A 26,219-nucleotide genomic window follows, 5' to 3' on the forward strand; every position below is an offset into this window, starting at 1 on the left:
CAAATGAATATTCTTGTAAGTGGTTTGCGTTTCCGGCCCCGTTTGGCAGAGACCTTGACGCAGTAAATCACCGGCAGGGGCTGCGGATCAATGGTGAAATACCCCCAGCCGGCCCGGGACGGACACGCCGACCGGCCGGCTTCAGACCGGCGCGGCGATCAGCCCGCGGCCCCGGGTCCAGAAGCGCGTCATGAGCAGCACCGCCGCGACGGCCAGCCCGCAGACCAGACCCAGCCAGACGCCCACGGCGCCGAGGCCCAGCGAAAAGCCGAAGACCAGCGCGGCGGGCATGCCTACGCCCCAGTAGGCGAGCGTCGCCATGATCATCGGCACCCGCGTGTCGTGCAGACCGCGCAAGAGCCCCACGTGGATCACCTGCAGCGCGTCCATAAGCTGGAACAGCGCCGCCATCAGCAGTAGCAGGCGGCCGACGCGAAGGATCTCGTCGCGCAGCGGGGAGTGCGGGTCGATGAAGGCGCTCAGCAGCAGGTCGGGAATGGTCACGAAAATCAGCACCGACGCCGCAACGGTGATCAGCCCCATCCAGATCGCAACCTTTGCACCGCGCATCAGGTGGTCGCCGTCTGCCCGGCCAAGCGCGTTGCCCGCGCGCACCGTCGCCGCGTTCGACAGCCCAAGTTGCACCATGAACGTCGCGCTCGAGACCTGCAGCGCGATGCCGTGCGCCGCCAGCGCCACCGCGCCCAGCCACCCCATCAGCACCGACGACCCGGCGAACAGTGCCACTTCGGCCAGCGTGGTCAGACCGATCGGCCATCCCAGCGCAAACACGCGGACGAACATCTCGCGGTCGGGGCGCCACAGCCGCACGAAAAGCGCGTGCTCCGGCAAGACGCGCACCGCGTAAGCCACGATCAGCACCAGCGACAGGATCTGCACGCCCAGCGACGCGATGGCCGCCCCGGCAATGCCCAGTTCCGGCAGACCCATCTTGCCGAACACCAGCGCGTAGTTGCCCACGCCGTTGGCCGCGGCCGCCGCCACCGTGACCCAGAGCACGACGCGTGTCCGCTCCAGCCCGGCGAGGTAGTTCTTCAGCACCATCACGCCAAGCGCCGGCAGCATGCCCCAGCCCGCGATCCGGAGATAGTCCTGCGCCAGCCGCGCGATGTCCTCCGCCTGCCCCATCGCCCGCAGCAACGGGTCCGCGTACCACAAAAGCGGCATCACCAGCACGAAGTAGATGGTCGAGATCCACAGCGCCATGCGGGTGGACCGGCGGATCATCACCTGGTCGCCCTTGGCGTCGAAGGTCGCCACCATCGGCAGGATCGCCCAGGCGAAGCCTGAACCGAACAGGAACAGCGTGAAGAACAGCGACGTCGCCAGCGTCAGCGCCGCCAGTTCCGGCACGCCATACCAGCCCAGCACCACCGTATCGGTCAGCCCGATGGCGAATTGCGCAAGATGCCCGCCGACAAGCGGCAGGCCAAGGCTCAGCAGCGCTCTCGCGTGCTGCGGATATGTCATCACCGGGCGGGTCATGCACGGGCGATTACGTGGGCAATCGTCCCGCCGCAAGCGCGCGTTTCCGCACGCATCGGGTGCGAACATGGAAATTCTGTGTTAACGTAACGGAAATTACTCCACGCATTGACACCCGCATGGCCGAGCCGATTGACCTCGATCACCTCTTTCAGGACACGCGCGCCTTTCTCGCAGAGCTGGCGGCCTCCAACTCGCGCGCATGGTTCCAGACCCAGAAGACCCGCTACGACACCCTGCTGAAACGCCCTTCGGAAAAGCTTCTGGCGGAAACCGCCGCTTGGCTCGAAGCCGAGACCGGCGAGCAGCCGCGCACGAAACTCTTCCGGCCCTACCGCGACGTACGGTTTTCGCCGGACAAGACCCCCTATCACACGCACCTCCACATGATGTGGTCGCTAGGCGACGGGCGGGCGTGGATGCTGGGCATCGCGCCGGACTATGCCACGGTCGGCGCGGGCATCATGGCCTTCGGATCGGCGCAGGCCGACCGGTTCCGCGCCGCCGTCGCCGGTCCCGAAGGCGAGACGCTGGCCAAGCTGCTGGACCAGGGGTGGCGCGTCGATCCCCCGGCACTGAAACGCGTGCCCGCCCCCTACACCGCCGACCACCCGCGCGCCGACCTCTTGCGGCACAAGGGGCTGGTGGCTTGGGCCGACGACATGGACGACGCGCTCTCGCGCGATGCCGGGGCCGCCGTGCGCGACGTCATGGTCCGCGCACAACCACTGATGGACTGGCTCGGCGCCAACGCCTGAACCGCCCCCGCTCAGACCTCCGTCAGCACGTCGCGCCAGGAGTGCGCGGGCCGGTAGCCCAGCATCTCCTTCGCCTTCCGGTTGGAATAGAAAGTCTCCTGTTCGCCCATTTCACGCTTGACCGGCACACCGTCGTAGAACCGCGCGCGCACCTCCTCGTTGGACAGCGCCACCGACAGGTCGTCGTTCGAGACGTTGAACACCTCGTATCCCAGACCGTCGGTTTTCAGGCAGCACTCGACCATCCGCCCCAGATCGCGCACGTCGATATAGGCAAAGATGTTGCGCCGGCGGAGCGATGCATCCGCCACGAAGGCCGGGAACTTTTCGGCGTATTCGTGCGGTTCGATCACGTTGTTGATCCTCAGGCCGTAGATGTCGCGGCCCCAGCGCGCGTGGAAGCTGCGCCCGGTCGCCTCGTTGCAGACCTTCGAACAGGCATAGGCGTCCTGCGGCACGGTCGGGTGCTCCTCGTCCACCGGCACATATTCCGGCGTCACCTCGCCATCGGCGAAACAGATGCCATAGGTCGTTTCCGACGAGGCGAAGACCACCTTGGGCACCCCCGCTTTCATCGCCGCCTCCAGCACGTTGTAGGTCGAGACGGTGTTGACCCGGAAGGTCTCGCAGTCGGGCTTGATGAGGATGCGCGGGATCGCCGCGAAATGCACCACCGCGTCAAAGGCGGGCAGCCCGGTGCCGGGCTCCAGTTCATCGAGCCCGGCATAGCTTTGCATGGCCGAGAACACCTGCCCCGGATCGGTCAGGTCGCAGATCATGTTGTCCACGCCCTCCGCCTCCAGCGGTACGAGATCGAGGTTCAGCACCCGGTGCCCCTGCCCGACGAGGTAGGGCACCACGTGCCGCCCCGCCTTGCCCGCTCCGCCTGTGAACAGAATACGCATGTTGCCTCCCTTGCAGTCCTGTCGCGATGGCGGGGCCATTGATTTTCCCCGCACGTTCCGGCAACAGACCTAGAACGCTGACCGGAGAGAACCATGACCCGCATCGAATCCAAGTTCGCCCAACTTCGCGAGGAAGGAAAGAAAGCCTTTGTCGCCTACATCATGGCGGGCGATCCGGATGTGGACAGCTCGCTGGCGGTGATGAAGGGCCTGCCGGAGGCCGGGGTCGACGTGATCGAACTGGGCCTGCCCTTCACCGACCCCATGGCCGACGGCCCGACGATCCAGCTTGCCGGGCAGCGCGCGCTCGAAGGCGGGATGACGCTGGCCAGGACGCTCGACATGGTGCGCGCCTTCCGCGAAGGCGACGACACGACGCCGATCGTGCTGATGGGCTACTACAACCCGATCTACTCCCGCGGCGTCGACCGCTTCCTTGCCGAGGCGAAGGAGGCCGGGATCGACGGTCTCATCATCGTCGACCTGCCGCCCGAGGAAGACGAGGAACTTTGCCTGCCCGCGCAGGCCGCCGGGCTGAACTTCATCCGCCTCGCGACGCCCACCACCGACGACAAGCGCCTGCCGAAGGTCATGCAGAACACCTCCGGCTTCGTGTACTACGTGTCGATCACCGGCATCACCGGCGCCGCCGCGGCCGAGGCGGCCGACGTGGGCCCGGAAGTCGCGCGCATCAAGGCGGTGAGCGACCTGCCGGTGATCGTTGGCTTCGGCATCCGGACCCCGGAAAGTGCGAAAGCCATCGCCGGTGTCGCCGACGGCTGCGTCGTGGGCACCGCCATCGTCGGCCAGATTGCGGAGGGCAAACCCGTGGCAGACGTCCTGTCCTTCGTGAAGTCCCTCTCCGACGGCGCGCACAGCGCCTGAGAGTGCATGAAGGGGGCTTTACCCCTTGGTCCAATGCAGGTTTCGTCCCGGCTCTCAGCCGGGCCGATCCACGCTCCCCTTTTGGGCGCGCACGAAAGAGACGCGGGACGAAACTGCCCTTCGACGCAACCTCTTGAAGGTCGACTATCGGCCATGGAAAGATACACGCCTTGGTCAATGGTGCTATCTATGTCTGAATTCACTCAAAAGGAAATCACTGCGGCGAACCGGGCCGCATGGAACGCTTCCGCGCAATTGCACGGGGAAGGAGATCGTTGGGAGCAGCTTCTCGAACATGCGGCCACTCCCGGCTTTTCGGTGCTCGACCCCTTTCTGACCGCCAAACTGGAAGAGCTTGGCCTCAGCGGCAAATCCGCCGTGCAGATCGGCTGCAACAATGCCCGAGAGCTGATTTCCCTTGCGTCGCTGGGCATCCGCCCAAAAATGGGCATCGACCAGGCAAGCGGGTTTCTGGCCCAGGCAAGGCAACTCGCGGATGCAGCCGGTCTCGATCTCCAACTGCTTGAAGCAGATGTCTACGACTTGCCTTCCGGCGTCGGACAGTTCGACCTCGCTCTCATCACGATCGGCGTTCTCAACTGGATGCCCGATTTGCCCGAGTTCTTCCGCATCACCTCCCGGCTTCTCGCGCCGGGCGGACGGCTGGTCATCTACGAGACACACCCGTTTCTTGAGGTCTTCGATCCCGCCAGCCCCACACCGTTCGAGCCCGCCTTCAGCTATTTCGACAGGACACCCCAAGCGGTCACCGATGCGATCTCCTATGATGGCAAGAACCACGGCAAAGGCGAAACGGGTTACTGGTTCATTCACCCCATCGGCGAGATCGTCACGGCCTGCGCGCAGTCGGGGCTTGGCATCGAAGAGCTCAAGGAATTCGGGCACACCATCCGCGAGCCGGAATATGACATATACGCCGGGCGCGCTGCTCAGATCCCGATGAGTTATTGCCTCGTGGCGAAAAAGGCGACAGGCGCGTAGGGGCGCGCGCGGCCTTTCGCGCGCGGCGCAGCACCCGGCAAGTCGGACGTGGTGCCACCCTTCGCCGCGCCATGCGAGAAAGGCGGCCCTTTGCAATCGGCAACGGCATCCAGTGTTCCGACATGGGATATCTCGGCGCTCAAAACCCTTGCCAACTTCCCGCCAGCGCGTTGGCAGCCCCCGCACGGCACAATCTTTGGCGGCTTTGCAGGTGTGGCGGGGTCACCCCGGACATTTCAGGAGGCGGGCCATTCCCTGTACCAGTTCCTCGCGCCGGAATGGTTTGCCGACATGCGCGTCGATGCCCTGCGTGGCATAGTCCGACACTTGGTGGGTCATCACGTTGGCGGTGAGCGCCATGATCGGCACGCGCGGCGCGCCTGTCCCTGCCTCCCATGCGCGGATCGCAGCGGCCGCGACGAGACCGTCCATCACCGGCATGTTCACATCCATCAGCACGAGGTCGAAGGCCCGGGTCTTGCGGAGCGCCACCGCCTGCGCGCCGTCTGTCACCATCCTCAGGTCGAGATCGAAGGGTTTCAGCACCAGCCGCAGCACCTTCTGGTTGGTCTCGCTGTCCTCGGCCACCAGCACCCGCCAGCGGCGGGCGCGCAGCACCTGCTCGGCCTTGAAACCCTCGGCCCGGTCGATCCGCCTGTCGGCCACCGGCGCCGCGCCAAGCGCCACCGTCGCCACAAAGCACGCCCCCCCGCCCGGCACGTGTTCGTACACGAGATCGCCACCGAGGAGACGGCAGAAGCGGCGCGAGATCGCAAGCCCCAGACCCGTGCCGCCGTGGGTGCGTGTCACGCTGGCGTCGCCCTGGCTGAAGGCCTGGAACAGCCGTGGGCGATGCGCCTCCGGCACGCCGGGGCCGCTGTCGGTCACGCGCATCTGCAGTTGCCCGTCCCGCACCGTCAACAGAACGGCGACCGCCCCTTCCCGGGTGAACTTGAAGGCATTCGACAACAAGTTGGACAGCACCTGCCGAAGCCGCGTCGGATCGCTGACCACCAACGCCTTGTCCGCCATGACCTCCACGCTGAACGCAAGCCCCCGCGACGCCGCCATTTCCGAGAAAAGCGCCCGCTCCTCCGCCGCGAATGCGCGCAGGTCGAACGGGCGCATCTCCATCTCCATGCGGCCGGCCTCGATCTTCGAAAGGTCGAGGACGTCGTTCAGCAGGTCCAGAAGCACCCGGCCGGACGACAGGATCACCTGCGCCATCTCCTGCTGGTCCGGCGGCAGTCCACTTTCTTCAAGGCCGGCGGCCATGCCGAGGATCGCGTTCATCGGCGTGCGGATCTCGTGGCTGATGACCGCGAGAAAGCCGCTCTTGGCATCGTTGGCGGCCTCTGCCTCCGCCCGGGCACGCTCCAGTTCCTCCGTGCGGCTGCGGACCGCCTCTTCCAGTGCCTCCGCCTGTTCGCGCAGCGCCTTGTTGGCCTCCCACAGGGCACGGCTTTTCTGTTCCAGCAGGGCTTCGGCCTCGGCCCGGGCCTTCACCGCCCGCTCATAGCGGGCGCGGGACACCGTTTCACCCGGCACGGATGAGTGCTCTCCCAAGGTTACCGCTCCAGCGACACGTCGAACACCGCCTCGCCATCGGACACGCGCGTCACATCGACCCTGAGCGGTGTGCCGTAATGTGCCCCGCAGGCGTGGATCAGCCCCTCGCAGAACGACACCAGCGGACGTGGCGAGACGTAACACATGCGCAGCGCCTCCCCCTGCCAGGAGGTTTCGAACCGGGGCAGCTCCGCATCCGGATAGAGCTTTCGGACCTCCACATGCACCTCCGTCTCGATCGACTCGAGCATGTGCAGCGGGCCGTCCTTCGCCGCGAAGAACCCGGGATAAAGCTGGGTGAAACGGGCGTGCATCCATGCCCCGAACCGCCGCTGCAGATCCTCCGCCGGAACGCCCGTCCGTGCCGCCAGCGCCGAGACAATCGCCAGCAGTTCCGAGCAGGGGTAGTTCCCGACACGGCTGTAGGCCCCGCCCGACGCGAGCGCCAGGCCGTCCAGCACCTCGTCGACGCCCGCTTCGCCGACGACACCCTCAGCCATCGCCAGCAGTTCCGTGAAAACGATCCCCTTCATCCGGTCCTCCAGGCCACTCGCGGGCGAAGCCTACCCGCTGCCGGTGAAGAGGGCCTTAACCCCCTTGCCAGCCTTTCCCCAGATTGGTAACCAACTCTTACCAAAATCTGCGGAAAAGAGGTCCCAATGCCCGTCATCACCAACATCGAGGACCTCAAGCGCATCTACCGCCGCCGCGTTCCCAAGATGTTCTACGACTACTGCGAATCCGGGTCGTGGTCGGAACAGACCTTCCGAGAGAACGTGTCGGATTTCGACGACATCTACCTGCGCCAGCGCGTCGCCATCGACATGGCCAACCGCTCCACAAAGACGCAGATGATCGGTCAAGACGTGGCGATGCCCGTGGCGCTCGCCCCCGTCGGGCTGACCGGCATGCAGAACGCCGATGGCGAGATCAAGGCCGCCCGCGCCGCCGAGGCCTTCGGCGTGCCCTATTGCCTCTCCACCATGTCGATCTGCTCCATCGAGGACGTGGCCAGCCACACCTCCAAACCCTTCTGGCTGCAGGTCTACACCCTGAAGGACAACGATTTCATGCAGGGGCTCTTCGACCGCGCAAAAGAGGCGAAATGCTCCGCCGCCGTCATCACCGTCGACCTGCAACTGCTGGGCCAGCGGCACAAGGACCTGAAGAACGGCCTCTCCGCCCCGCCGAAGCTCACCCCCAAGTCCGTCGCCAACATGATGACCAAGGTGCAATGGGGGCTTGAGATGCTCCAGACCAAGCGCCGCTTCTTCGGCAACATCGTGGGGCATGCCAAGGGCGTCACCGATCCCTCCTCGCTGACCACCTGGACCGCCGAAAGCTTCGACCAGTCGCTGAACTGGGACCGCATCCGGGAGTTCCGCCGCATGTGGGACGGCCCGCTGATCATCAAGGGCATCATCGACCCCCGCGACGCGCTGGAGGCCTGCAACGTCGGCGCCGACGCCATCGTCGTCTCGAACCACGGAGGCCGCCAGCTCGACGGCGCCCTCTCCTCCATCCGCGCGCTGGAACCGATCGTGGACGCGGTCGGCGACCGGATCGAAGTCCATCTCGATTCAGGCATCCGCTCCGGCCAGGACGTGTTGAAGGCCGTGGCCATGGGCGCCAAGGGGTGCTGGATCGGCCGCGCCTACGTCTACGGTCTGGGCGCCATGGGCCAGGCCGGCGTCACCAAGGCGCTGGAGGTCATCCACAAGGAACTGGACACGAGCATGGCCCTCTGCGGACATCGGAACGTGAACACGGTTGACCGGGATATCCTGATGGTGCCGAAGGGATTTTCGGGGGAGTGGGGGTGAGATCGGCCCAAACTGGACGTTCGCCAGTCATTCGAGATGCTGCGGTGCAGCCCCAATTGCTGTCATTTACGTCGAAAAGTCTGGGATCGCTTCACCTTTTCTCGTAGCAGTTGTTCCTACCGGGCGCTACGCTTGCTGGGCGACACCGAACGAAAGGAGCTAAATGCTAATGGCATTGATCGAGGAGGTTCAGAAGGCCAGGCAGGACGTCGTCACCGACGGCTACGAAATGTCACTAGGAGAGGTCATCAACCTCTATAAGGACAAAGAACTCGTCATTGACCCTGTCTTCCAACGCCTGTTTCGATGGGATGACCAGCGAAAAACGCGTTTCGTGGAGTCTCTGCTGCTCGGAATACCCGTTCCCCCTATATTTGTTTTCCAAGATGACGATGGGATTTGGGAGCTTATCGACGGCCTTCAGCGTATTTCCACTGTTTTACAACTCACTGGCGACCTTGACGGCGAACGCGCTGATGAACTAGGGCCTCTAGTCCTCAATGGAACCCGCTATCTGCCAAGCTTGGATGGCAAGCGATGGAATCCGACCGTAGGGGATGCTCCAGATGGGTTGGGAAGCAAACTCCAAATCGAAATAAAGCGTGCCCGTATCAGAGTTGAGATACTCAAATCAGAAAGTGCGGACTCGGCCAAGTATGAGCTTTTTCAACGACTGAATACGGGTGGAGCAAGTCTGTCCGAGCAGGAAGTCCGAAACAGTATCGCTGTATCGATCAACAAAGATTTCTATGATTGGTTGATCGCCTTGGCAAAACACCCGAGCTTCGTCAGCACGACTCGGCAAACAGATACCGCTCTAGAAAAAGAAGCGGGCACAGAGTTGGCTCTACGGTTCTTTGCCTTTCGTCTAATCCCTTATCAGAACGGATTGGACGTGCACGAGTATCTTGACGATGCCTTATTTCAACTTGCATCGCCTGACGGCATCAACATGGCCGACGAGGCTGAAGTATTTACTAAGACTTTCGACTATCTGGAAGATGCACTTGGTAGTTCTGCCTTTCAAAGGTGGAATGGAAGTGCTTTCACAGGAAAATTCTTGATGTCGCTTTTTGAGGTTATCGCCACCGGTGTATCCAAAAACTTGCCGGCCTTAGAAGCGGTGTCGCCACAAGAAAGAAGGCAACTAATAATGGAAAAGGCGCAGAGCCTTCCGAGCGATAAAATATTTTCAAAGAACTCAGGTGCCGGAGTTCGTGGCACGACACGCCTTTCAAATCTTTTGCCTGTTGCTGAAGGCCTTATGAAGCCGTGAGGGCATGATTTGGAAAAGGTCAGAACATTAAGCGAAATGCAAACCGCTTTGGACCGCGAAATGGCATGGCGCATCAAGGAAATTGGCGTTTTCAAAGTCGGTGCAGGCAGCAATGGACCTCAGCGCAAGCCGTTTATAAGAGCTGGGGTCGCTTTGCTTTATGCACATTGGGAAGGCTTTATAAAGAACTCCTCTGAGATCTACCTCAGCTATGTTGAGAGCAGAGCCTTGCCATATCGCGACTTAAAGTCTTGCTTCGTAGTTTTCGGCCTGAAGGGCAAGATCAATACTCTTGTCGAAAGCAGGAAGTCGCTGCCCAATATCGAAGCGATGGACTTCATTTTCTCTAAGATGGATGAAACGGCAAAGTTGCAAATAAACTCCGCTGTCAACACTGATTCCAACCTGACCTCTAAGGTGTTTAGCAACATCGCTGGTTCTTTAGACATTGATACATCTGCCTATGAGACAAAATTCAATCTGATCGACTCGAGCTTGGTCGATAGAAGAAATAAGGTCGCACATGGCGAGTACCTTGACATCAAGGGAAGCGACTTTTCCAGTTTGGTTGATGACGTACTCAGTCTCATGCGGCTCTACAAAACAGACATCGAAAACGCGGCATCGCTCAAATGCTACAAGAGGGTAGCATAAAGGCGAATTACTGCGTTTCTGCTCACGCCGACTGGACGCTCTCAATGGGACGCAAAAGCTTGAGCCTCTTTTCAATGCACGGCCCAAAAAATGGATTGCACGTGGCTGAATATCCGCTTCCTGCTATCCGACTGGGTCGTTGCTGCCTGTAGCGAACTACCGCTTCCCCCCGGGATAGCCGCTGGGCCGCAAACCCAAGAGACCGAGGGGCGAATGCCTGCTTTCGCTGACTGCAGCGGTGACTTTGCGCCTGCAGAGAAAGTCGGCTCTCCGCCCAAATACGCAACCAAGCAACAGCCAATACACCTAAAATTAACCCATTATTAATAAACAAGGTTTCGCCGCGAAACCTCTCTTCCGGGCGTCCAGCCTTCATCCGGGGCCCCGTGGTCTCCAGTTAAGCCTTGCCAAATCCCCCGATCCGCGCTACCCGCACGACCTCACGCGGGGTGACAGCCTTGGAGGCACCCCGCCATAACCTATGGAGAAACAAAATGGCTGGTGAGATTCCCGATCTTCAGGCCCAGGAACGCACGGGGACGGGCAAGGGCGCCGCTCGCGCCGCACGCCGTGACGGCATGGTTCCTGGCATCGTTTTTGGTGGCGACAAAGAGCCCCTGGCGATCAACATCCCCTTCAACGTCCTGCTGAAGCGCCTCAAGCAGGGCCGCTTCAAGTCGACCCTCTTCAACCTGCAGGTCGAAGGCCACGAGGACGTCCGCGTCATCTGCCGCGACGTGCAGCGCGATATCGTGAAGGACCTTCCGACCCACGTCGACTTCATGCGCCTGCGCCGCACCTCGAAGGTGAACCTCTTCATTCCCGTGGAGTTCATCAACGAAGAGACCGCCCCCGGCATCCGCAAGGGCGGCGTCCTGACCGTCGTGCGTCCCGAAGTCGAGCTGGTCGTGACCGCCGGTGACATCCCCGAGAAGGTCGTGGTCGACCTCGGCAACATGCAGATCGGCGACATCGTTCACATCAACGACGTCACCCTTCCGGAAGGCTCGAAGGCCACCATCGACCGGAACTTCGTCATCGCCAACATCTCTGCTCCGTCGGGCCTCAAGGCCTCCGACGACGCGGATGGCGATGCGGAAGAGACCGAAGAAGCCGAAGCCTGACACCGGCCCTGCGGCGACCCGTTTCGCCGCGAACCCGAACACCAGAGCCCCCGCCCGCAGGCGGGGGCTTTTTCGTGCCTACTCCAGCACCTGCACGGCCTCGAAAATCTCCAGCTCCGGCGGCCCGAGGTACATCCCCGCCGAGGTCTTCGCCCCGCCGTGCGCCTTGCGGAAAGCCTCCGACTTCGTCCACGCCACAAAGCTCGCCTCGTCCTCCCAAACCGTGTGCGAGGCGTAGAGCACGTGGTCTTCCCGCTCCGGCCCCTTCATCAAGGCGAAGCTCCGGAACCCCGGCACCTCCTTCAGGTGGCTGTCCCGGCTGGTCCACATGTCTTCGAACGCCGCCGCCTGTGCGGGTACGACCTTGAACCGGTTCATCGTCAGATACATCGCTCAACCCCTTGGTCATTTTACGCTCACTGGTCTAGATAGGTCAGGGAACCAGCCTGCGGAGGAATACGTGCAGATTTTCGTTGGCCTCGGCAATCCCGGGGCGAAATACGCGGCCAACCGGCACAACATCGGCTTCATGGCCATGGACCGGATCGCCGGGGACCACGGTTTTGGCCCTTGGAAAGCGAAGTTCCAGGGACAGGTCGCCGAGGGCCGGTTGGGCGGCGACAAGGTGATTCTGCTCAAGCCCGAGACCTTCATGAACCTTTCCGGCCAGTCGGTGGGCGAGGCGATGCGGTTCTACAAGCTGGAGCCGGGCGACGTGACGGTCTTCCACGACGAACTTGACCTCGCTCCGGGTAAATGCCGGGTTAAGATGGCGGGCGGTCATGCCGGTCACAACGGCCTGCGCTCGATCCACGGACACATCGGCGAGGCGTACCGCCGCGTCAGACTGGGCATCGGGCATCCCGGCCGCAAGGAGCTGGTCGCGGCCTACGTGCTGCACGATTTCCACAAGGCCGATCAGGACTGGCTGGACGACCTGCTGCGCGGCATTTCGGACGGGGCGCCGCACCTGGCCGACGGCGATGCGGGCAAGTTCCAGAACGCCGTGGCGCTCAGGACAGCCCCCCCGCGCTCGTCCGGCGGCGGGACCAAGAAGGATGAAAAGCCCGCCGCAAAGCCCCTGCCCGAAACTGAAAAACCGGATGCGCGCAGCCCCATGCAAAGGCTGGCCGACAAGTTCCGGTGATGGGCCGCCTTCTCAGGCGCACCGGTCAGGTCCTGACGGTGCTGCTTCTGGCCACCGCATGTCTCGTGGCGTGGAAATTCGAAGAGATCAAGCGCCTGCGCGCGGTCACGACCCTCTTCAATGAAGGCCGGATCGTCCATAATTTCAGTCACATGGATGAGCTTTTCGAAAGCGCGCCCATGCCGATCCCTGCCCCGCCGGAGCCTCTGCCGCCCGGGCCTGCCATGACGATGCCCGCAGACTGGGAAGACTGGCTGGCGCGCCGCGCCGTGACCGGCGTCGTGGTGCTGAAACACGGCAAACGCGTGCACGAGACGTACCGGCTGGGCACGCAACAGTCCGACCAACGCATTTCGTGGTCTGTGGCCAAATCCTATTTGTCCGGGCTTTTCGGCATCTTGTTGGCCGAGTGTCATGTGGACAGCCTGGATGACCCGGTGACGCGCTACGTGCCGGATCTGGCGGGCAGCGCATACGATGGCGTGACTATCCGAAACGTCTTGCAAATGACCTCGGGCGTCGCTTTCGATGAGGACTACCTGGATTTCTGGAGCGACATCAACAAGATGGGCCGCGTCCTTGCGCTTGGCGGCTCGATGGACGATTTCGCCGCCGGGCTGTCCGACCGTGACGGCCCCGCAGGCGCGCGCTGGCACTATGTCTCGATCGACACGCATGTGCTGGGGATGGTTGTGCGCGGCGCCACAGGGCGGTCTCTGCCCGACCTTCTGGCGGAAAAGCTGCTGGTGCCCATGGGGACTTATGGCACACCTTATTACGTGACGGACGGTTACGGCGTTGCCTTCGCGTTGGGCGGCCTGAACGTCACCACACGCGACTATGCCCGCATGGGAGAGATGTTCCGCCTTGGCGGCGCGTTGCAGGGCCGCCAGATCGTTCCCCGGGCCTGGGTCGAAGAAAGCACGACGCCCTCTGCCCCGAGCGAGCCGGGCAAACTGCGGTACGGGTATCAGTGGTGGATGCCGGCAGACGCACGGAAAGGTGAATTCATGGCCCGTGGCGTTTACGGGCAATACGTCTATGTCGACCGTCAAAGCCAAACCGTCGTGGCGATCAATGCCGCCGACCGGAGTTTTCGCGACACCGGCGCTTTCGACGATGCCCTGGCCATGTTCCGAAAAATATCGGGAGGCACGCAATGATCCAGAAAGACAAGGAAATCAACGTATTGGGAGAGCCTCTTGCGGCATGCTCCGGCGATCCTCTGACCGGCTTCTTTCGCGACGGCCATTGCAACACCTGCGCCGAGGATCGCGGCAGCCACACGGTCTGCGCGGTGATGACGGCGGAATTCCTCGCTTATTCGAAGTACGTGGGCAACGACCTGTCCACGCCCCGCCCGGAGTTCCGCTTTCCGGGGTTGAAGCCCGGCGACGCTTGGTGCCTGTGCGCGGGCCGCTTTTTGCAAGCCCACGACGAGGGTTGCGCGCCGAAGGTCAACCTTGCCGCCACACATGCCCGCGCCCTGGACATCGTTCCGCTGGACGTGCTGGAAACCCATCGCACCGACGATCCGACGCCGGATTGACATCTAAAGCGGGGCAGATCGGGTTTTTTGCCCATTTGTGATGCATTGCGGTTCATTAGGGGCGTTTTTGCGGGCACGCCTATCCTATACCCGATCAATCCCCAGAGTTGTCCATAGCGCATTCAGGCGGCGGCGCTGGTCTGTTCGACGAACAATTCCTCGATGAACAGGCTGAGGAGCTGCGCCCTGCCCGACACCGAGGCCTTTCGGTAGATCGCATTTGTCTGCGCCTTTACCGTGCCTTCGGAGGTGTTGCGCAACGCAGCGATTTCACCGGTCGACAGACCCTTGATCAGGAACATGGCCACGTCACGCTCAGCCGGGGACAGCGACCACTCGGCAAACCGTTCCTCGATCACCTCCATGAGCGCCCCCGACGCCAGTCTGAGCCGGGATTCCGCGTCGGCCTGCCTGAGCATCGCACTGCGCAGAAGCAGCCCGCTGGCGATCACGCCAAACAGCAGGCCCAAGATGGCGCCGATCTCGATCAGCTCCATCAGCGCCCAGGAAACAGGGTTGTACTGCACCCCCAAAAGCGAAGCGAGCACGTCCCACAGCAGAAAACTGCCGCAAACGAGTTGCAGCAGCAAGAGGAGCGCGAAAACGGGCCAGACCTTCACGAGGCGCAGGTAGGGAGCATTGGCATCCGGGCAGTTTGGCGCGTGTGCGCGGTTAGGTCGAGAGGAGACTTGGGGGTGTCGGGCACGGCTCTACGGTTTGCCAGACCCGTTGCCCCGGTCCGACTTGTCCTTGCTTTTTCCGGAGTTGCCTGACGCATTTCCGCCTGACGACTTCCCGCCGGAGCCGTTGTTGCCGGCGGAGCCGCCCTTGCCTGAGGACTTGCCAGAAGAGCCACCGGAGGCGTTGGACGATCCACCATTGCCCGAAGGCCCGGGTGAAGCAGCGGATGGCCCTTTGTCACCGGAGGCCGGCGCGGTCGCACCGGGCGTTGTGGTGCTGGGTCGCGGAGCGCCGTTGTCGGTCCGTTCGGTGTGATAATCGCGCAGGATCGCCCCGGTCGAGGGGTTCAGAACGATTTCACGGTCGCCCGGCTGGCCTGTCGCGGTGATCCGTATCCGGCCAAGCAGCGTGCGCTGGACGCGGATCTCTTCGTATTTCTCGGATCGCAGCCGGTCCACGATCTGATCGAGCGCCGATTGTGCCAGACCCGCCGTGCCGGTCAGCAGCATGGCGGCGGTGATGGGTGGGAGGACGATGCGTTTCACGAACGGTCTCCTGCAATCTCGGTCATTGGCGGCACAGACGGGCCGGTCTGCGTCGGTGTCGCGGGTGATCCGGAAACCGACACGACGGGGCGCCGCAAACACTGCCATCCTACCGAGCTTGCCGCACGCGGAGCAGGTGTTGGGGACATTCACACCGCGTCACAGTAAGACAGCATGCGCCCCGCCGTATCTGAATTTCAAATGGTCCAGACCTGTCGGAAAGGCAATAAACTCATGGAAAAGCGACATAAACCTGAGTTTAGCGCCGCTTTTCCACGTCCTTTTGCAGGGCCTTAGCCCATATCGACGCCAAGGTGCTTGGCGACGGTGAAGATGTCCTTGTCGCCCCGGCCACAGAGGTTCATGCAGATGATGTGATCCTTGGGCAGCTCCGGCGCGATCTTCATCACGTGGGCCAATGCATGCGACGGTTCGAGCGCCGGGATGATACCCTCGGTCTCGCAGCAGAGCTGGAACGCCTCCAGCGCCTCCTTGTCGGTGATCGCGACGTATTGCGCGCGACCGATCTCGTGCAGCCAGGCGTGCTCTGGCCCGATGCCCGGATAATCGAGCCCCGCGGAGATCGAGAAGCCTTCGAGGATCTGCCCGTCGTCGTCCTGAAGCAGGTAGGTGCGGTTGCCATGCAGAACCCCGGGGCGGCCGCCTGTCAGCGAAGCGCAGTGCTCCATCTTGTCGTTCACGCCCTTGCCGCCGGCTTCGACGCCGATGATCGAGACCTCCTTGTCGTCGAGGAACGGGTAGAACAGCCCCATGGCATTGGAGCCGCCGCCAATGGCGGCGATGATGGTGTCGGGCAGACGGCCCTCGGCCTCCATCATCTGTTCCCGGGCTTCCTTGCCGATGATCGCCTGGAAATCACGAACCATTGCCGGATACGGGTGCGGGCCCGCCACGGTGCCGATGCAGTAGAAGGTGTCGCGCACGTTGGTGACCCAGTCGCGCAGCGCGTCGTTCATGGCGTCCTTCAGCGTGCCGCGACCGGACGTCACGGGCACCACTTCGGCACCGAGCAGCTTCATGCGGAAGACGTTCGGTTGCTGGCGCTCGACGTCATGCGCGCCCATGTAGACCACGCACTTCAGGCCGAACTTGGCACAGACGGTGGCGGTGGCCACGCCGTGCTGCCCTGCCCCGGTTTCCGCGATGATGCGGGTCTTGCCCATGCGGCGGGCGAGAATGATCTGGCCCAGCACGTTGTTGATCTTGTGCGCGCCGGTGTGGTTCAGCTCGTCGCGCTTCATGTAGACCTTGGCACCGCCGAGACGCTCGGTCAGCCGTTCGGCGTAGTAGAGGGGCGACGGACGGCCGACGTAGTGCTTCCAGAGAAAGTCCATCTCGGCCCAGAAGCTGTCGTCGGTCTTGGCCTTCTCGTACTCCTCCTCAAGCGAGAGGATGAGCGGCATAAGCGTTTCCGACACGAAACGCCCTCCGAAGATGCCGAAGCGGCCCTTCTCGTCGGGGCCGGTCATGAAACTGTTAACGAGATCGTCCATAACGCCTCTCCTCATGTGTGTACCTGCGCTGAATAGGGCATTTGAGCGCCCTTGGCGAGAGCGGTCAGGCCCGCGCCGCGGCCCTTTCCAACGCCGGATAGCGCAGTCCGAGCGTCACCCCCCGTGCGGTGAGGGCCACCAGAAGGGACAGCCACAGCCCGTGATTCTCCAGCGGTCCGATCAGGAGGAACACGCTGGCAAAGTAGCAGGCCGCCGAGATCACCATCATGTTGCGCATGTCGCCGGTGCGGGTCGCGCCGATGAAGATCCCGTCGAGCATCCACGACGCCAGCCCGACCAGCGGGGCCGCGACCATCCACGGCAGGTAGGTTCGCGCGACTTCGCGCACCGCCGGGTCGACGGCCATGATGTCGATGATGAACCCGCCGAGGAGCGCGAATCCAAGCGCGAAGATGACGTTGCAGATCAGCCCCCAAAGGCTTGTCATAAGCGCGGCGCGGCGGATGCGGTCGACCGCGCGGGCGCCCACCGCCTGCCCCACCAGTGCCTCCGCCGCGAAGGCGAAGCCGTCGAGCGCGTAGATCATGATGTGCAGGAATTGCAGCAGCACCTGGTTCGCGGCGAGGGTCACGTCGCCAAAGCGCCCGCCCAGAAGCAGGAAGGAGACCATGACCGATTCCAGCAGCAGCGAACGGATCAGGATGTCGGTGTTGACCACCGCCATGCGCTTGAGCTTCAGGCGGTCGAAGACCCGGTCCCAGTCGCGCCATGCGGGCACGCGGAAGGCCGCGCGGCAGAGGAAAAGTCCCATTGCAAGACCTGACCATTCGGCGATGAAGGTCGCGGTGGCCACGCCGGAGACGCCCCAGCCCAACGACACGACGAACCACAGATCGAGGGCCACGTTGATGCCGTTCATCCAGAGCTGCAGCAGGAAAACGTCACGCGTGCGCTCCTGCGCAATCAACCAGCCGTTGATTCCGTAGATGGCGATGGCGGCGGGTGCGGACCAGATGCGGATGCGCATGTAGTCGCGGGCCAGCGCCTCGACCTCGGCGCTGGCGGGAGAGACGGCAAAGGCCCCACGGTAGACCAGCGCCTGCAGGACGATCAGCGTGAATCCCCCGGCAAAGCCGATCATCAGAGCCCGGGTCAGGAGGGCCGCGACCTCGGGCCGGTTGCCCTCTCCGGCGGCCTGCGCGGTCAGCCCGGCGGTGCCCATCCGGAGGAAGCCGAAGATCCAGTAGATGGCGGTCAGCACGACGCTGCCCACGCCCACGGCGGCGATCGGTTCGGGCGACGGGATCTGCCCGACTACGCCGGTGTCCACCGCCCCCAGAAGCGGCACGGTGATGTTGGCCAGAAGAATCGGCAGGGCAATCTTCAGCACCCGCGCATTGGTGATCGGTGCAAATGCGGGTGATGTCATGCCGTTTCCCTTCGGGTCCTGCACCGTTTCTTGAAACGATGCCGCCGGGAGGTCAAGGCGATGGGCCGCGCACTGTTGCGCGGTGCCGGAGGGCCTAGCCCTGCTGGCCGCGCGGCATCAGGAAATGGGCGGTGGCCTGTGCGAAGGGGCGGTCGCGGTTGTCCTGCCATGCCTCTGCCTGGACAGAGGCGTAGCGGCGTCCGGAGCGGGTGACCCGGGCGCGCCCGTAGGCATCGCGCGGCAGGCCCGACCGCAGGTAATCCACTGTAAAGTCGATGGTCTTGGGCAGGCGGGGCAACTGGCCGGAGGCCATGGCATCGAGATCCAGCGCGCCGGCTTCGAGGTCGCCCCAGAGCCACGTCCAGTTGAGCGTGACCATGGCGGTGACTTCCAGAAAGGCCGCTGTCACGCCGCCGTGGATCGCGGGCAGGAAGGGGTTGCCGATCAGGTCCTCGCGGAACGGCAGCACGGCGGTCAGTTCGTCCCCGCGGCGGTCGAAGGTCACACCGAGGTAGGCGATGTAGGGCACGCCGGAGACCAGCGCGGACAGGGCCGCATCGCGGCGCTGCTTGACGACCTGGACGGGTTCGGGGGCGGCGCGCGTCATGTCATGTCTCCGCGATCTTTCTGGTTGGGCGCCTGTTCGACGGTGAACGTCCCCGTCGCGGTGGCCACCGGCCGTTCGGTGTCGTCGTCACAGGCCGTGGCGCGGATGAAGGCCACCGAGCGCGTGATGTGGTAACATTCGGCCCGCGCGGTTACGGTCTGGCCGGGTGACGCCGGACGCATGTAGTCGATGCGCAAACTGATCGTGGCGGTCCCTGCGGGGGCGCGCGGATGGCTCATGACCGCGGCGCCCGAGCAGGTGTCCATCAGCGCCGAGACAGCGCCGCCGTGGATCACCCCGCTTTCCGGATCGCCGATGAAGCGGCTGTCGTAGGGCATCTCGATCACCGCGATGCCTTCGCCGATATCGACGATGTGCATGCCGAGCGCCTTGGCATGGGGGATCGTTTCGATGAATTGCCGCGCGATGCGGGCCTTGTCGGCGGTCATGGGCATACCTCTTGCGGCGTATCGGGGGGACGGTGGCATGCCGCTCAAAAAGGGTCAATCGACCAGCCAATCTTGCCAGAGGCGACGCAGCGGCATAGCGTTCGGCGTGTATGAGCTGGAGTATGTGGGATGGGCAATGTGCGGTTGAGCTTCAAGGAAATGTGCGCGAAGTTCGATGTCACGCCGCGCACACTGCGGTATTACGAATATATCGAACTGCTCTCGCCGGAGCGGGAAGGCCGCGCCCGGTTCTACGGCGCGCGGGAAGTCGCCCGGATGACGCTGATCCTGCGCGGCCGCAAGTTCGGCTTCCCGCTGGAGGACATCCGGCAGTGGCTGACCATCTATGAAAAAGACGGCAACCAGGCGCAGATGCGCGCATGGGTTGTGCTCGCGGACAAGCAGCTCAAAGAACTCGAAGAACAGAAACAGCAGATCGAAGAAGCGCTCACCGAACTCAAAGCGCTTCGGGACGAAACCGCGCACTCGCTCGATTCGTGACGGTTCCCGCTGCCGAAGCGGTTTGAGCGCTCATCTTATGCGGGTAAGGTTTACCTTACCGACGCCCTGCGTGACCCCTGTAACATTGTTGCCATGTGTGCGTTGCGGCCTTGCAGGAAGTTACGTCAGTTACGATGTGACGCAGCGTACGAGTTACGTCATGTAAAATTCCCATTGTAAGAATGGATCGAAATACGCACCTCGGGCGTCTCCTTCATGAGAAACCGAGGAAAGCGGACATGACCGAAGACAAGACAATGACAATTAGGGAGATGTGCGACGCCTACGAGGTGACCCCCCGAACCCTGCGTTTTTATGAGCAGAAAGAGCTTTTGGCCCCCATCCGGGACGGACAGAAGCGGCTTTACACGAAACGCGAACGGGCACGCCTTGTGCTGATTCTCCGCGGCAAGCGCTTCGGGTTCAGCCTTGAGGACATTCGCCAGCTCCTGGACCTATACGAACTGGGCGACCAGCAGCGCACGCAACTGGAAAAAGCCTACGAAATTGCCGAAGCGCGTCTGGAGGAGATGATCCGCCAACGCAACGACCTCGACAGCGCGATCGTCGAGCTGAGGGAACAGATGCAATGGGGCGAGAAGATGCTTGCCTCCATGGAAGAGAAGAAGGCGGCGGCAGAGTAGATGTCCCGCTGAACGACCGGCGCGCCGACCTGCGCGCAGGATGAAGGGAGAGAGACATGCCGACTTACAATGCCCCCGTGAAGGACCAGATGTTCGTTCTCAACGACGTCCTGAAGATCGGCACGGCGGACATACCAGGATACGAGGACCTGGACAGGGATACTGTCCAAGCGATCCTGGACGAGGCGGGAAAGGTCGCACGCGACGTGCTGGCACCGCTGAACGTGGTCGGCGACACGGAAGGATGCGTTCTCGAAAACGGCGTGGTTCGCACGCCGAAGGGGTTCAAGGACGCGTTCGACCAGGTGCGGGAGGGCGGCTGGACGGCGCTCGACTGCGATCCGGAATTTGGCGGCCAGGGTTTGCCCTATGTGGTCGCTACGGCAGTGGGCGAGCAGTTCTCGGCCGCGAACATGGCTTTCAACATGTACCAGGGGCTCACTCACGGCGCCTACTCGGCCATCCACACTCACGGGACCGAAGACCAGAAAGCCACGTTCCTGCCGCGCATGGTGACCTGTGAATGGACAGGCACCATGAACTTGACGGAGCCGCATTGCGGCACCGACCTCGGCCTGATGCGCACGAAGGCCGAACCTCAGGACGACGGCAGCCACAAGATCACCGGGCAGAAGATCTTCATCTCGGCCGGCGACCACGACATGTCCGACAACGTCGTCCATCTCGTGCTGGCGAAGATCCCCGGGGGCCCCGACGGCATCAAGGGCGTATCGCTGTTCATCGTGCCGAAATTCCTCGTGAACGAGGACGGCAGCCTTGGCGACCGCAACGCCGTCTCGGTCGGCAAGATCGAAGAGAAGATGGGCATCCACGGCAACTCCACCTGCGTCATGAACTACGACGGGGCGACGGGCTATCTGCTGGGCGAGGCGCACAAGGGGATGCGCGCCATGTTCACCATGATGAACGAGGCCCGGCTGGGCGTGGGACTGCAGGGCTATGCGCAGGCCGAGGTGGCCTACCAGAACGCGCTGGCCTATGCCAAGGACCGGCTTCAGGGCCGCGACGTGACGGGGGCAAAGAACCCGGACGGCCCGGCCGATCCGCTGATCGTGCACCCCGACATCCGCCGGTCCCTGATGGACCAGAAGTCGTTCGTCGAGGGCGCGCGGGCCTTCGTCTACTGGGGTGCCGCGATGATCGACCGGGCGCACCGCAATTCGGACAAGGACGCGGACGGGCTGATCTCGCTGATGACGCCGGTCATCAAGGGCTTCCTGACCGACCGGGGCTTCGACATGTGCACGCAGGCGCAGCAGGTCTACGGCGGCCACGGCTACATCGAGGAATGGGGTATGTCGCAGTTCGCCCGCGATGCCCGGATCGCGATGATCTACGAAGGCGCGAACGGCGTTCAGGCGCTGGACCTCGTGGGGCGCAAGCTGGCGCAGGACGGCGGCAAGCACGTCATGGCCTTCTTCGACATGGTGAAATCCTACCTCGCCGAAGCCAAGGGCAAGGACGAGGCCTTCGACAAGGCGTTCCTCGATCCGCTGAAGGCCGCATCGAAGGACCTACAGGGCGCTGGCATGTACTTCATGCAGAACGGCATGAAGACTCCGAACGCGGCGCTGGCGGGGTCCTATGACTTCATGCACCTCTTCGGGCACGTCTGCCTCGGCCTGATGTGGGCGAAGATGGCCGAAGCCGCGAACGAGGTGCTGGCGTCGGGCGCCGGGGATGCCGAGTTCCTCAAGGCGAAGATCGACACGGGGCGCTACTACATGGCGCGGCAACTGCCGATGACGGCGACGCACCTGAAGCGGATCGAGAGCGGCGCGGAGCCCGTGATGGCGCTTGAGGCGGAGGCCTTTTGAAGGGAAGGTGGGGTACAACCCCACCCTACCCCGGAGCTGCCCGTGCCCAAACGTTTTCGCCTGACCCGACGCTTCCCGGTGGCCATGACGGAAGACGGCTACCGCAAGCTGAGGGCCTTTGCGCAGGAAGCCGGGCTGGACGAGGGAGAGGCGCTGTCCTTCCTCTTCGAACACTTCGAGAGCGTCACGGACGAAGATGCGCTGGCCCACCGCCTGCGCCTGTTCAATGCCGAGTTGGAGTCTCGAAAACGATAAGCCCCATGCGCCGACAGCGCCCGGGGCGGATGACCGCCAGAACCGGATGAAAGACTTCTGATGACCTGGATGACCGACGAACACGCCATGCTGGCGGAGATGACGCGAAAGTTCATCGAGACCGAGTGGCAGCCGCTTTTCGAAAAGTGGCGCAAGCAGGGCCAGATGGACCGGGAGACATGGACGCAGGCCGGGGAGCTCGGTCTGCTCTGTCCCTCGGTGCCCGAGGAATACGGCGGCGCCGGCGGCGACTTCGGCCACGAAGCGGTGATCCTGATCGAGGCGGCACGCGCCAACCTCGCGTCGTGGGGACACGGCATACACTCCGGCATCGTGGCCCATTACATCCTGGCCTACGGCACAGAGGAGCAGAAGGCGCGCTGGCTGCCGAAAATGGTGACGGGCGAACTGGTGGGCGCGCTGGCGATGACCGAACCCTCGGGCGGCTCGGACGTGCAGAACCTGAAGACACGTGCGGTGCGCGATGGAAACGTCTACCGGCTCTCGGGTCAGAAGACGTTCATCACCAACGGCCAGCACGCCAACCTGATCGTGGTGGCCGCAAAGACCGACCCGTCGCAGGGCTCGAAGGGCACCTCGCTGATGGTGGTGGAAACCGACGGCGCAGCGGGCTTCACCCGCGGCCGCAACCTCGAAAAGATCGGCTGCCACGCGGCGGACACCTCGGAGCTGTTCTTCGACGACGTGGCGTTGCCGCCGGAGAACCTGCTGGGGGGCGAGGAAGGCCAGGGCTTCTACCAGATGATGAAGCAGCTCCCCCAGGAGCGCCTGATCATCGGCTGCGGCGCAGTGGGCGCGATGAAAGGCGCGATGGAGCGCACGGTCCGCTACTGCAAGGAACGCGAGGCCTTCGGCGGCCCACTGACCCAGTTCCAGAACACCCGCTTCAAGCTGGCCGAATGCGCAACAAAGACGTCGGTGGCACGTGCGTTTCTCGACGCATGCATGGCAGATCACCTCAACGGCACGCTGACGGTCGAGAAAGCCGCAATGGCGAAGTACTGGCTGAGCGACACACAAGGCGAGGTGCTGGACGAGTGCCTGCAACTGCACGGCGGCTACGGTTACATGCAGGAATACGCTGTGGCGGAGATGTGGACCGATGCCCGGGTGCAACGCATCTACGGCGGCACGAACGAAATCATGAAGGAACTGATTGCGCGCGCCCTCTGACGACGGCGCGCGTGGCGAGGGAGGAATTCGAGTATTTGGAAAGCAGAGAAACAGGAAGGTCGCACATCTGAACCCCGCTCCGGGGCGGCGGTCGACCTTCCTGCCTTGCCTGCGCCTTTGGCGAGATGCAGGGCTTCTCCGCTTGCGGTCATCGGCTCTCCAGCCTGTACCGCCACAAGAGGATCGGGCATCGGAGTTAACGCCCGCTTACCAGGGAAGCGCTCTCGTGCTTCTTTGCTTCGAAAATACTCCACGGGGGTCCGGGGGGTGTGAAACCCCCGGTCCTGCACGGGACACAGGCGCTTTGGGAGGTGCTGCGATATGACGATGACACTCTACTGCTTTGGCGAGTCGGGCCATTCCTACAAGGCCGCGCTGGCGCTGCAGCTTGCGGGACTGGACTGGACGGCGCAGAAGGTCGACTTCTTCGCGGGCGAGACGCGCGGTGCGGCGTACCGCGCCGAGGTCAACGAGATGGGCGAATGTCCGGTGTTGGTCGACGGCGACGTGAAGCTGAGCCAGTCCGGCGTGATCCAGCAGTACCTTTCGGACACCTACGGCCATTTCGGCGGCACGACGCCTGAAGAGAAGCTCGAGGTGCTGAGGTGGGTGCTTTGGGACAATCACAAGCTGTCCTCGATGGCCGGCATGACGCGGTTCCTGATGAACTTCCTGCCGGAGAACAAGCGCCCGGCGGAGGTGATCGCCTTCAATCAGGGGCGGCTCAAGTCGGCTTACGGCATCCTCGACGCGCATCTGAAGGGGCGCGACTGGATCGTGGGGGGCGGACCGACCAATGCCGATCTGACCTGTTGCGGGTATCTCTATTACCCCGAGCCTTTCGGCTTCGACCGTGCCGAGTGGCCGGAGATCGACCGCTGGCTTGGCAATATCGCAGCCCTGGACGGCTGGAAGGCACCTTACGACCTGATGCCGGGATCCCCGGCGGACCGGGCCTGAGGGATGCTCGGGGCGGCGGGTCGGCACGGCGGCGGTTCCCGGGGTTTTCCGGGTGATCTGGCCGGCACCTTTCCGCTCGCCGCGGTGGTGAAGAATTCGAACAAGACGACGATGAAAGGACGGGTCTCATGACCGAAGCCTATATCTATGACGCCGTGCGCACGCCGCGCGGCAAGGGCCGCAAGGATGGCGCGCTGCACGAGGTGACCTCGCTGCGTCTTTCGGCGCAGGTTCTGAACGCGGTGAGGGAACGCAACGGGCTCGACGGCCATGCCGTGGAGGACGTGATCTGGGGCAACGTCACGCAGGTGGGCGAACAGGGCGGCTGCCTTGCGCGGTCTGCCGTGCTGGCTTCGGATCTCGACGAGTCGATCCCCGGCCTCGCCATTAACCGGTTCTGCGCCAGCGGGCTGGAGGCCGTGAACCTGGCCGCCAACCAGGTGAAGGGCGGCGCGGGGTCTGCCTATATTGCCGGCGGCGTGGAGATGATGGGCCGCGTGGCCATGGGCTCGGACGGGGCGGCGATCGCCGTGGACCCCAGCCTTGCCATGGACCGCTACTTCGTCCCGCAGGGAATCAGCGCCGACATCATCGCGACGGAGTACGGCTTTTCCCGCGACGACGCCGATGCGCTGGCGGTGGAGAGTCAGCGGCGCGCGGCGGCGGCCTGGGAGGACAACCGCTTCGAGAAATCCGTGGTGACGGTGCGCGACGTGAACGGCCTGCCGATCCTCGACCGGGACGAGTACATGCGTCCCGGCACCGATATGCAGAGCCTCGGCGCGCTGAAGCCGTCGTTCAAGGACATGGGAGAAGTCATGCCCGGTTTCGACGCCGTGGCGCTGATGAAGTACCCGCATCTGGAACGGATCAACCATATCCACCACGCGGGCAATTCGTCGGGGATCGTCGACGGCTCGGCCGCCGTGCTGATCGGCAACAAGGCCTTCGGCGAGCAGTACGGGCTGAAGCCGCGCGCGAAGATCCGCGCGACCTGCAAGATCGGCACCGATCCGACCATCATGCTGACCGGCCCGGTTCCGGCGACAGAGAAGATCCTGAAGGATGCGGGCATGTCGATCGGCGACATCGACCTCTTCGAGGTGAACGAAGCCTTCGCCAGCGTGGTCTTGCGCTTCATGCAGGCGTTCGACGTCTCTGACGACAAGGTGAACGTGAACGGCGGCTCCATCGCCATGGGTCACCCGCTGGGCGCGACCGGGGCGATCATCCTCGGCACCCTGCTGGACGAGCTGGAGCGCACCGGCAAGGGCACGGGGCTGGCCACGCTGTGCATCGCATCCGGCATGGGCGCGGCGACGATCATCGAACGGGTGTGACCCCTTACCAGACGCGAACCGGGTTTCCGTTGCGCCACCTGGCCGTGTATGACGGCTGCAGGATGTCCCGCCGGCACAGGCGGGACGGCAAGACAGGAAAAAG

At 63.4% G+C, this 26,219-nt stretch carries 28 protein-coding genes; 17 read left to right on the forward strand and 11 right to left on the reverse strand.

Features of this window, described 5'->3' with window-relative positions; genetic code table 11:
- Positions 1-141: 141 nt before the first annotated feature.
- Positions 142-1,491 (reverse strand): MATE family efflux transporter, encoded by a 1,350-nt coding sequence (locus ABFK29_RS16020; protein ID WP_040604990.1) that lies wholly within the window; start codon positions 1,489-1,491, stop codon positions 142-144.
- A 134-nt stretch (positions 1,492-1,625) separates the two neighbouring features.
- Between ABFK29_RS16020 and ABFK29_RS16025 the strand changes: the two genes are divergently transcribed.
- Positions 1,626-2,264: a TIGR02453 family protein gene (locus ABFK29_RS16025; RefSeq protein WP_005862169.1), complete on the forward strand. Its 639-nt coding sequence runs from the start codon at positions 1,626-1,628 to the stop codon at positions 2,262-2,264.
- Positions 2,265-2,275: 11 nt separating this feature from the next.
- Here ABFK29_RS16025 and ABFK29_RS16030 read toward each other — a convergent pair whose 3' ends face one another.
- Positions 2,276-3,169: an NAD-dependent epimerase/dehydratase family protein gene (locus tag ABFK29_RS16030; RefSeq protein ID WP_040604976.1), complete on the reverse strand. Its 894-nt coding sequence runs from the start codon at positions 3,167-3,169 to the stop codon at positions 2,276-2,278.
- Between the two features lie 93 nt (positions 3,170-3,262).
- Here ABFK29_RS16030 and trpA point away from each other — a divergent pair, with 93 nt between their 5' ends.
- A complete protein-coding gene (gene trpA / locus ABFK29_RS16035) occupies positions 3,263-4,054 on the forward strand; it encodes a tryptophan synthase subunit alpha (RefSeq protein ID WP_005862173.1) in 792 nt (263 codons plus the stop codon).
- A 153-nt stretch (positions 4,055-4,207) separates the two neighbouring features.
- Positions 4,208-5,056 (forward strand): class I SAM-dependent methyltransferase, encoded by an 849-nt coding sequence (locus ABFK29_RS16040; RefSeq protein WP_232281605.1) that lies wholly within the window; start codon positions 4,208-4,210, stop codon positions 5,054-5,056.
- Positions 5,057-5,278: 222 nt separating this feature from the next.
- On the opposite strand, the gene ABFK29_RS16045 is transcribed toward ABFK29_RS16040, so the two are convergent.
- Complete coding sequence (locus tag ABFK29_RS16045; RefSeq protein ID WP_005862177.1) at positions 5,279-6,604, reverse strand: ATP-binding protein; 1,326 nt, start codon at positions 6,602-6,604, stop codon at positions 5,279-5,281.
- A 20-nt stretch (positions 6,605-6,624) separates the two neighbouring features.
- A complete protein-coding gene (locus tag ABFK29_RS16050; RefSeq protein ID WP_005862179.1) occupies positions 6,625-7,158 on the reverse strand; it encodes a heme NO-binding domain-containing protein in 534 nt (177 codons plus the stop codon).
- Between the two features lie 126 nt (positions 7,159-7,284).
- Here ABFK29_RS16050 and ABFK29_RS16055 point away from each other — a divergent pair, with 126 nt between their 5' ends.
- The 4 genes from ABFK29_RS16055 to ABFK29_RS16070 all read left to right on the forward strand — a co-directional run bounded on the left by ABFK29_RS16055 (position 7,285) and on the right by ABFK29_RS16070 (position 11,502).
- Positions 7,285-8,448, forward strand: coding sequence for an alpha-hydroxy acid oxidase (locus ABFK29_RS16055; RefSeq protein ID WP_005862181.1), 1,164 nt, complete (start codon positions 7,285-7,287; stop codon positions 8,446-8,448).
- Positions 8,449-8,617: 169 nt separating this feature from the next.
- Positions 8,618-9,724, forward strand: a complete 1,107-nt coding sequence (locus ABFK29_RS16060; protein WP_040604993.1) for a DUF262 domain-containing protein — start codon at positions 8,618-8,620, stop codon at positions 9,722-9,724.
- 9 nt (positions 9,725-9,733) lie between these two features.
- Positions 9,734-10,378 carry an MAE_28990/MAE_18760 family HEPN-like nuclease gene (locus tag ABFK29_RS16065; protein WP_157136581.1) on the forward strand — a complete coding sequence of 215 codons (645 nt, stop codon included), beginning with the start codon at positions 9,734-9,736 and terminating at the stop codon, positions 10,376-10,378.
- A gap of 494 nt (positions 10,379-10,872) precedes the next feature.
- Positions 10,873-11,502: a 50S ribosomal protein L25/general stress protein Ctc gene (locus ABFK29_RS16070; protein WP_005862186.1), complete on the forward strand. Its 630-nt coding sequence runs from the start codon at positions 10,873-10,875 to the stop codon at positions 11,500-11,502.
- Between the two features lie 78 nt (positions 11,503-11,580).
- On the opposite strand, the gene ABFK29_RS16075 is transcribed toward ABFK29_RS16070, so the two are convergent.
- On the reverse strand, positions 11,581-11,892 hold the full coding sequence (locus ABFK29_RS16075) for an antibiotic biosynthesis monooxygenase family protein (protein WP_005862188.1): 312 nt from the start codon (positions 11,890-11,892) through the stop codon (positions 11,581-11,583).
- Positions 11,893-11,962: 70 nt separating this feature from the next.
- Here ABFK29_RS16075 and pth point away from each other — a divergent pair, with 70 nt between their 5' ends.
- The 3 genes from pth to ABFK29_RS16090 are packed head-to-tail and all read left to right on the forward strand — an operon-like array spanning position 11,963 to position 14,198.
- The gene (gene pth, locus ABFK29_RS16080) at positions 11,963-12,649 is read left to right on the forward strand and encodes an aminoacyl-tRNA hydrolase (RefSeq protein WP_005862190.1); all 687 of its coding nucleotides are present in this window, start codon (positions 11,963-11,965) and stop codon (positions 12,647-12,649) included.
- Positions 12,649-13,812, forward strand: a complete 1,164-nt coding sequence (locus ABFK29_RS16085) for a serine hydrolase domain-containing protein (RefSeq protein WP_005862192.1) — start codon at positions 12,649-12,651, stop codon at positions 13,810-13,812. The genes pth and ABFK29_RS16085 overlap by 1 nt, the downstream gene beginning before the upstream one ends.
- Positions 13,809-14,198 carry a DUF2237 family protein gene (locus tag ABFK29_RS16090; RefSeq protein WP_005862194.1) on the forward strand — a complete coding sequence of 130 codons (390 nt, stop codon included), beginning with the start codon at positions 13,809-13,811 and terminating at the stop codon, positions 14,196-14,198. Before ABFK29_RS16085 ends, ABFK29_RS16090 begins: the two co-directional genes overlap by 4 nt.
- Before the next feature lie 122 nt (positions 14,199-14,320).
- Here ABFK29_RS16090 and ABFK29_RS16095 read toward each other — a convergent pair whose 3' ends face one another.
- From ABFK29_RS16095 to ABFK29_RS16120, 6 genes are all read right to left on the reverse strand, one after another.
- Positions 14,321-14,818, reverse strand: coding sequence for a helix-turn-helix transcriptional regulator (locus ABFK29_RS16095; RefSeq protein ID WP_005862196.1), 498 nt, complete (start codon positions 14,816-14,818; stop codon positions 14,321-14,323).
- 90 nt (positions 14,819-14,908) lie between these two features.
- Entirely contained in the window at positions 14,909-15,424 is a 516-nt protein-coding gene (locus ABFK29_RS16100) for a hypothetical protein (protein WP_040604977.1), read from the reverse strand.
- A gap of 293 nt (positions 15,425-15,717) precedes the next feature.
- Positions 15,718-16,938 carry a tryptophan synthase subunit beta gene (gene trpB, locus ABFK29_RS16105; protein ID WP_005862203.1) on the reverse strand — a complete coding sequence of 407 codons (1,221 nt, stop codon included), beginning with the start codon at positions 16,936-16,938 and terminating at the stop codon, positions 15,718-15,720.
- A gap of 64 nt (positions 16,939-17,002) precedes the next feature.
- Complete coding sequence (locus ABFK29_RS16110) at positions 17,003-18,328, reverse strand: MATE family efflux transporter (protein ID WP_005862205.1); 1,326 nt, start codon at positions 18,326-18,328, stop codon at positions 17,003-17,005.
- A 94-nt stretch (positions 18,329-18,422) separates the two neighbouring features.
- A complete protein-coding gene (locus ABFK29_RS16115; RefSeq protein ID WP_005862207.1) occupies positions 18,423-18,935 on the reverse strand; it encodes a PaaI family thioesterase in 513 nt (170 codons plus the stop codon).
- The gene (locus ABFK29_RS16120) at positions 18,932-19,384 is read right to left on the reverse strand and encodes a PaaI family thioesterase (RefSeq protein ID WP_040604978.1); all 453 of its coding nucleotides are present in this window, start codon (positions 19,382-19,384) and stop codon (positions 18,932-18,934) included. The genes ABFK29_RS16115 and ABFK29_RS16120 overlap by 4 nt, the downstream gene beginning before the upstream one ends.
- A 129-nt stretch (positions 19,385-19,513) precedes the next feature.
- Here ABFK29_RS16120 and ABFK29_RS16125 point away from each other — a divergent pair, with 129 nt between their 5' ends.
- From ABFK29_RS16125 to ABFK29_RS16155, 7 genes are all read left to right on the forward strand, one after another.
- Entirely contained in the window at positions 19,514-19,885 is a 372-nt protein-coding gene (locus ABFK29_RS16125) for a MerR family transcriptional regulator (protein WP_005862210.1), read from the forward strand.
- A 239-nt stretch (positions 19,886-20,124) separates the two neighbouring features.
- A complete protein-coding gene (locus tag ABFK29_RS16130) occupies positions 20,125-20,529 on the forward strand; it encodes a MerR family transcriptional regulator (protein ID WP_005862212.1) in 405 nt (134 codons plus the stop codon).
- 56 nt (positions 20,530-20,585) lie between these two features.
- A complete protein-coding gene (locus tag ABFK29_RS16135) occupies positions 20,586-22,367 on the forward strand; it encodes an acyl-CoA dehydrogenase C-terminal domain-containing protein (protein WP_005862214.1) in 1,782 nt (593 codons plus the stop codon).
- A 42-nt stretch (positions 22,368-22,409) separates the two neighbouring features.
- Positions 22,410-22,622, forward strand: coding sequence for a hypothetical protein (locus ABFK29_RS16140; protein WP_040604979.1), 213 nt, complete (start codon positions 22,410-22,412; stop codon positions 22,620-22,622).
- Between the two features lie 60 nt (positions 22,623-22,682).
- Entirely contained in the window at positions 22,683-23,816 is a 1,134-nt protein-coding gene (locus ABFK29_RS16145; RefSeq protein WP_005862216.1) for an acyl-CoA dehydrogenase family protein, read from the forward strand.
- A gap of 321 nt (positions 23,817-24,137) precedes the next feature.
- Entirely contained in the window at positions 24,138-24,776 is a 639-nt protein-coding gene (locus tag ABFK29_RS16150; protein WP_005862218.1) for a glutathione S-transferase family protein, read from the forward strand.
- Between the two features lie 128 nt (positions 24,777-24,904).
- Positions 24,905-26,116 (forward strand): acetyl-CoA C-acetyltransferase, encoded by a 1,212-nt coding sequence (locus tag ABFK29_RS16155; RefSeq protein WP_005862222.1) that lies wholly within the window; start codon positions 24,905-24,907, stop codon positions 26,114-26,116.
- Positions 26,117-26,219: the final 103 nt, after the last annotated feature.

The sequence above is a fragment of the Sagittula stellata E-37 genome (assembly GCF_039724765.1).
GTDB classification, from domain to species: Bacteria; Pseudomonadota; Alphaproteobacteria; order Rhodobacterales; family Rhodobacteraceae; genus Sagittula; species Sagittula stellata.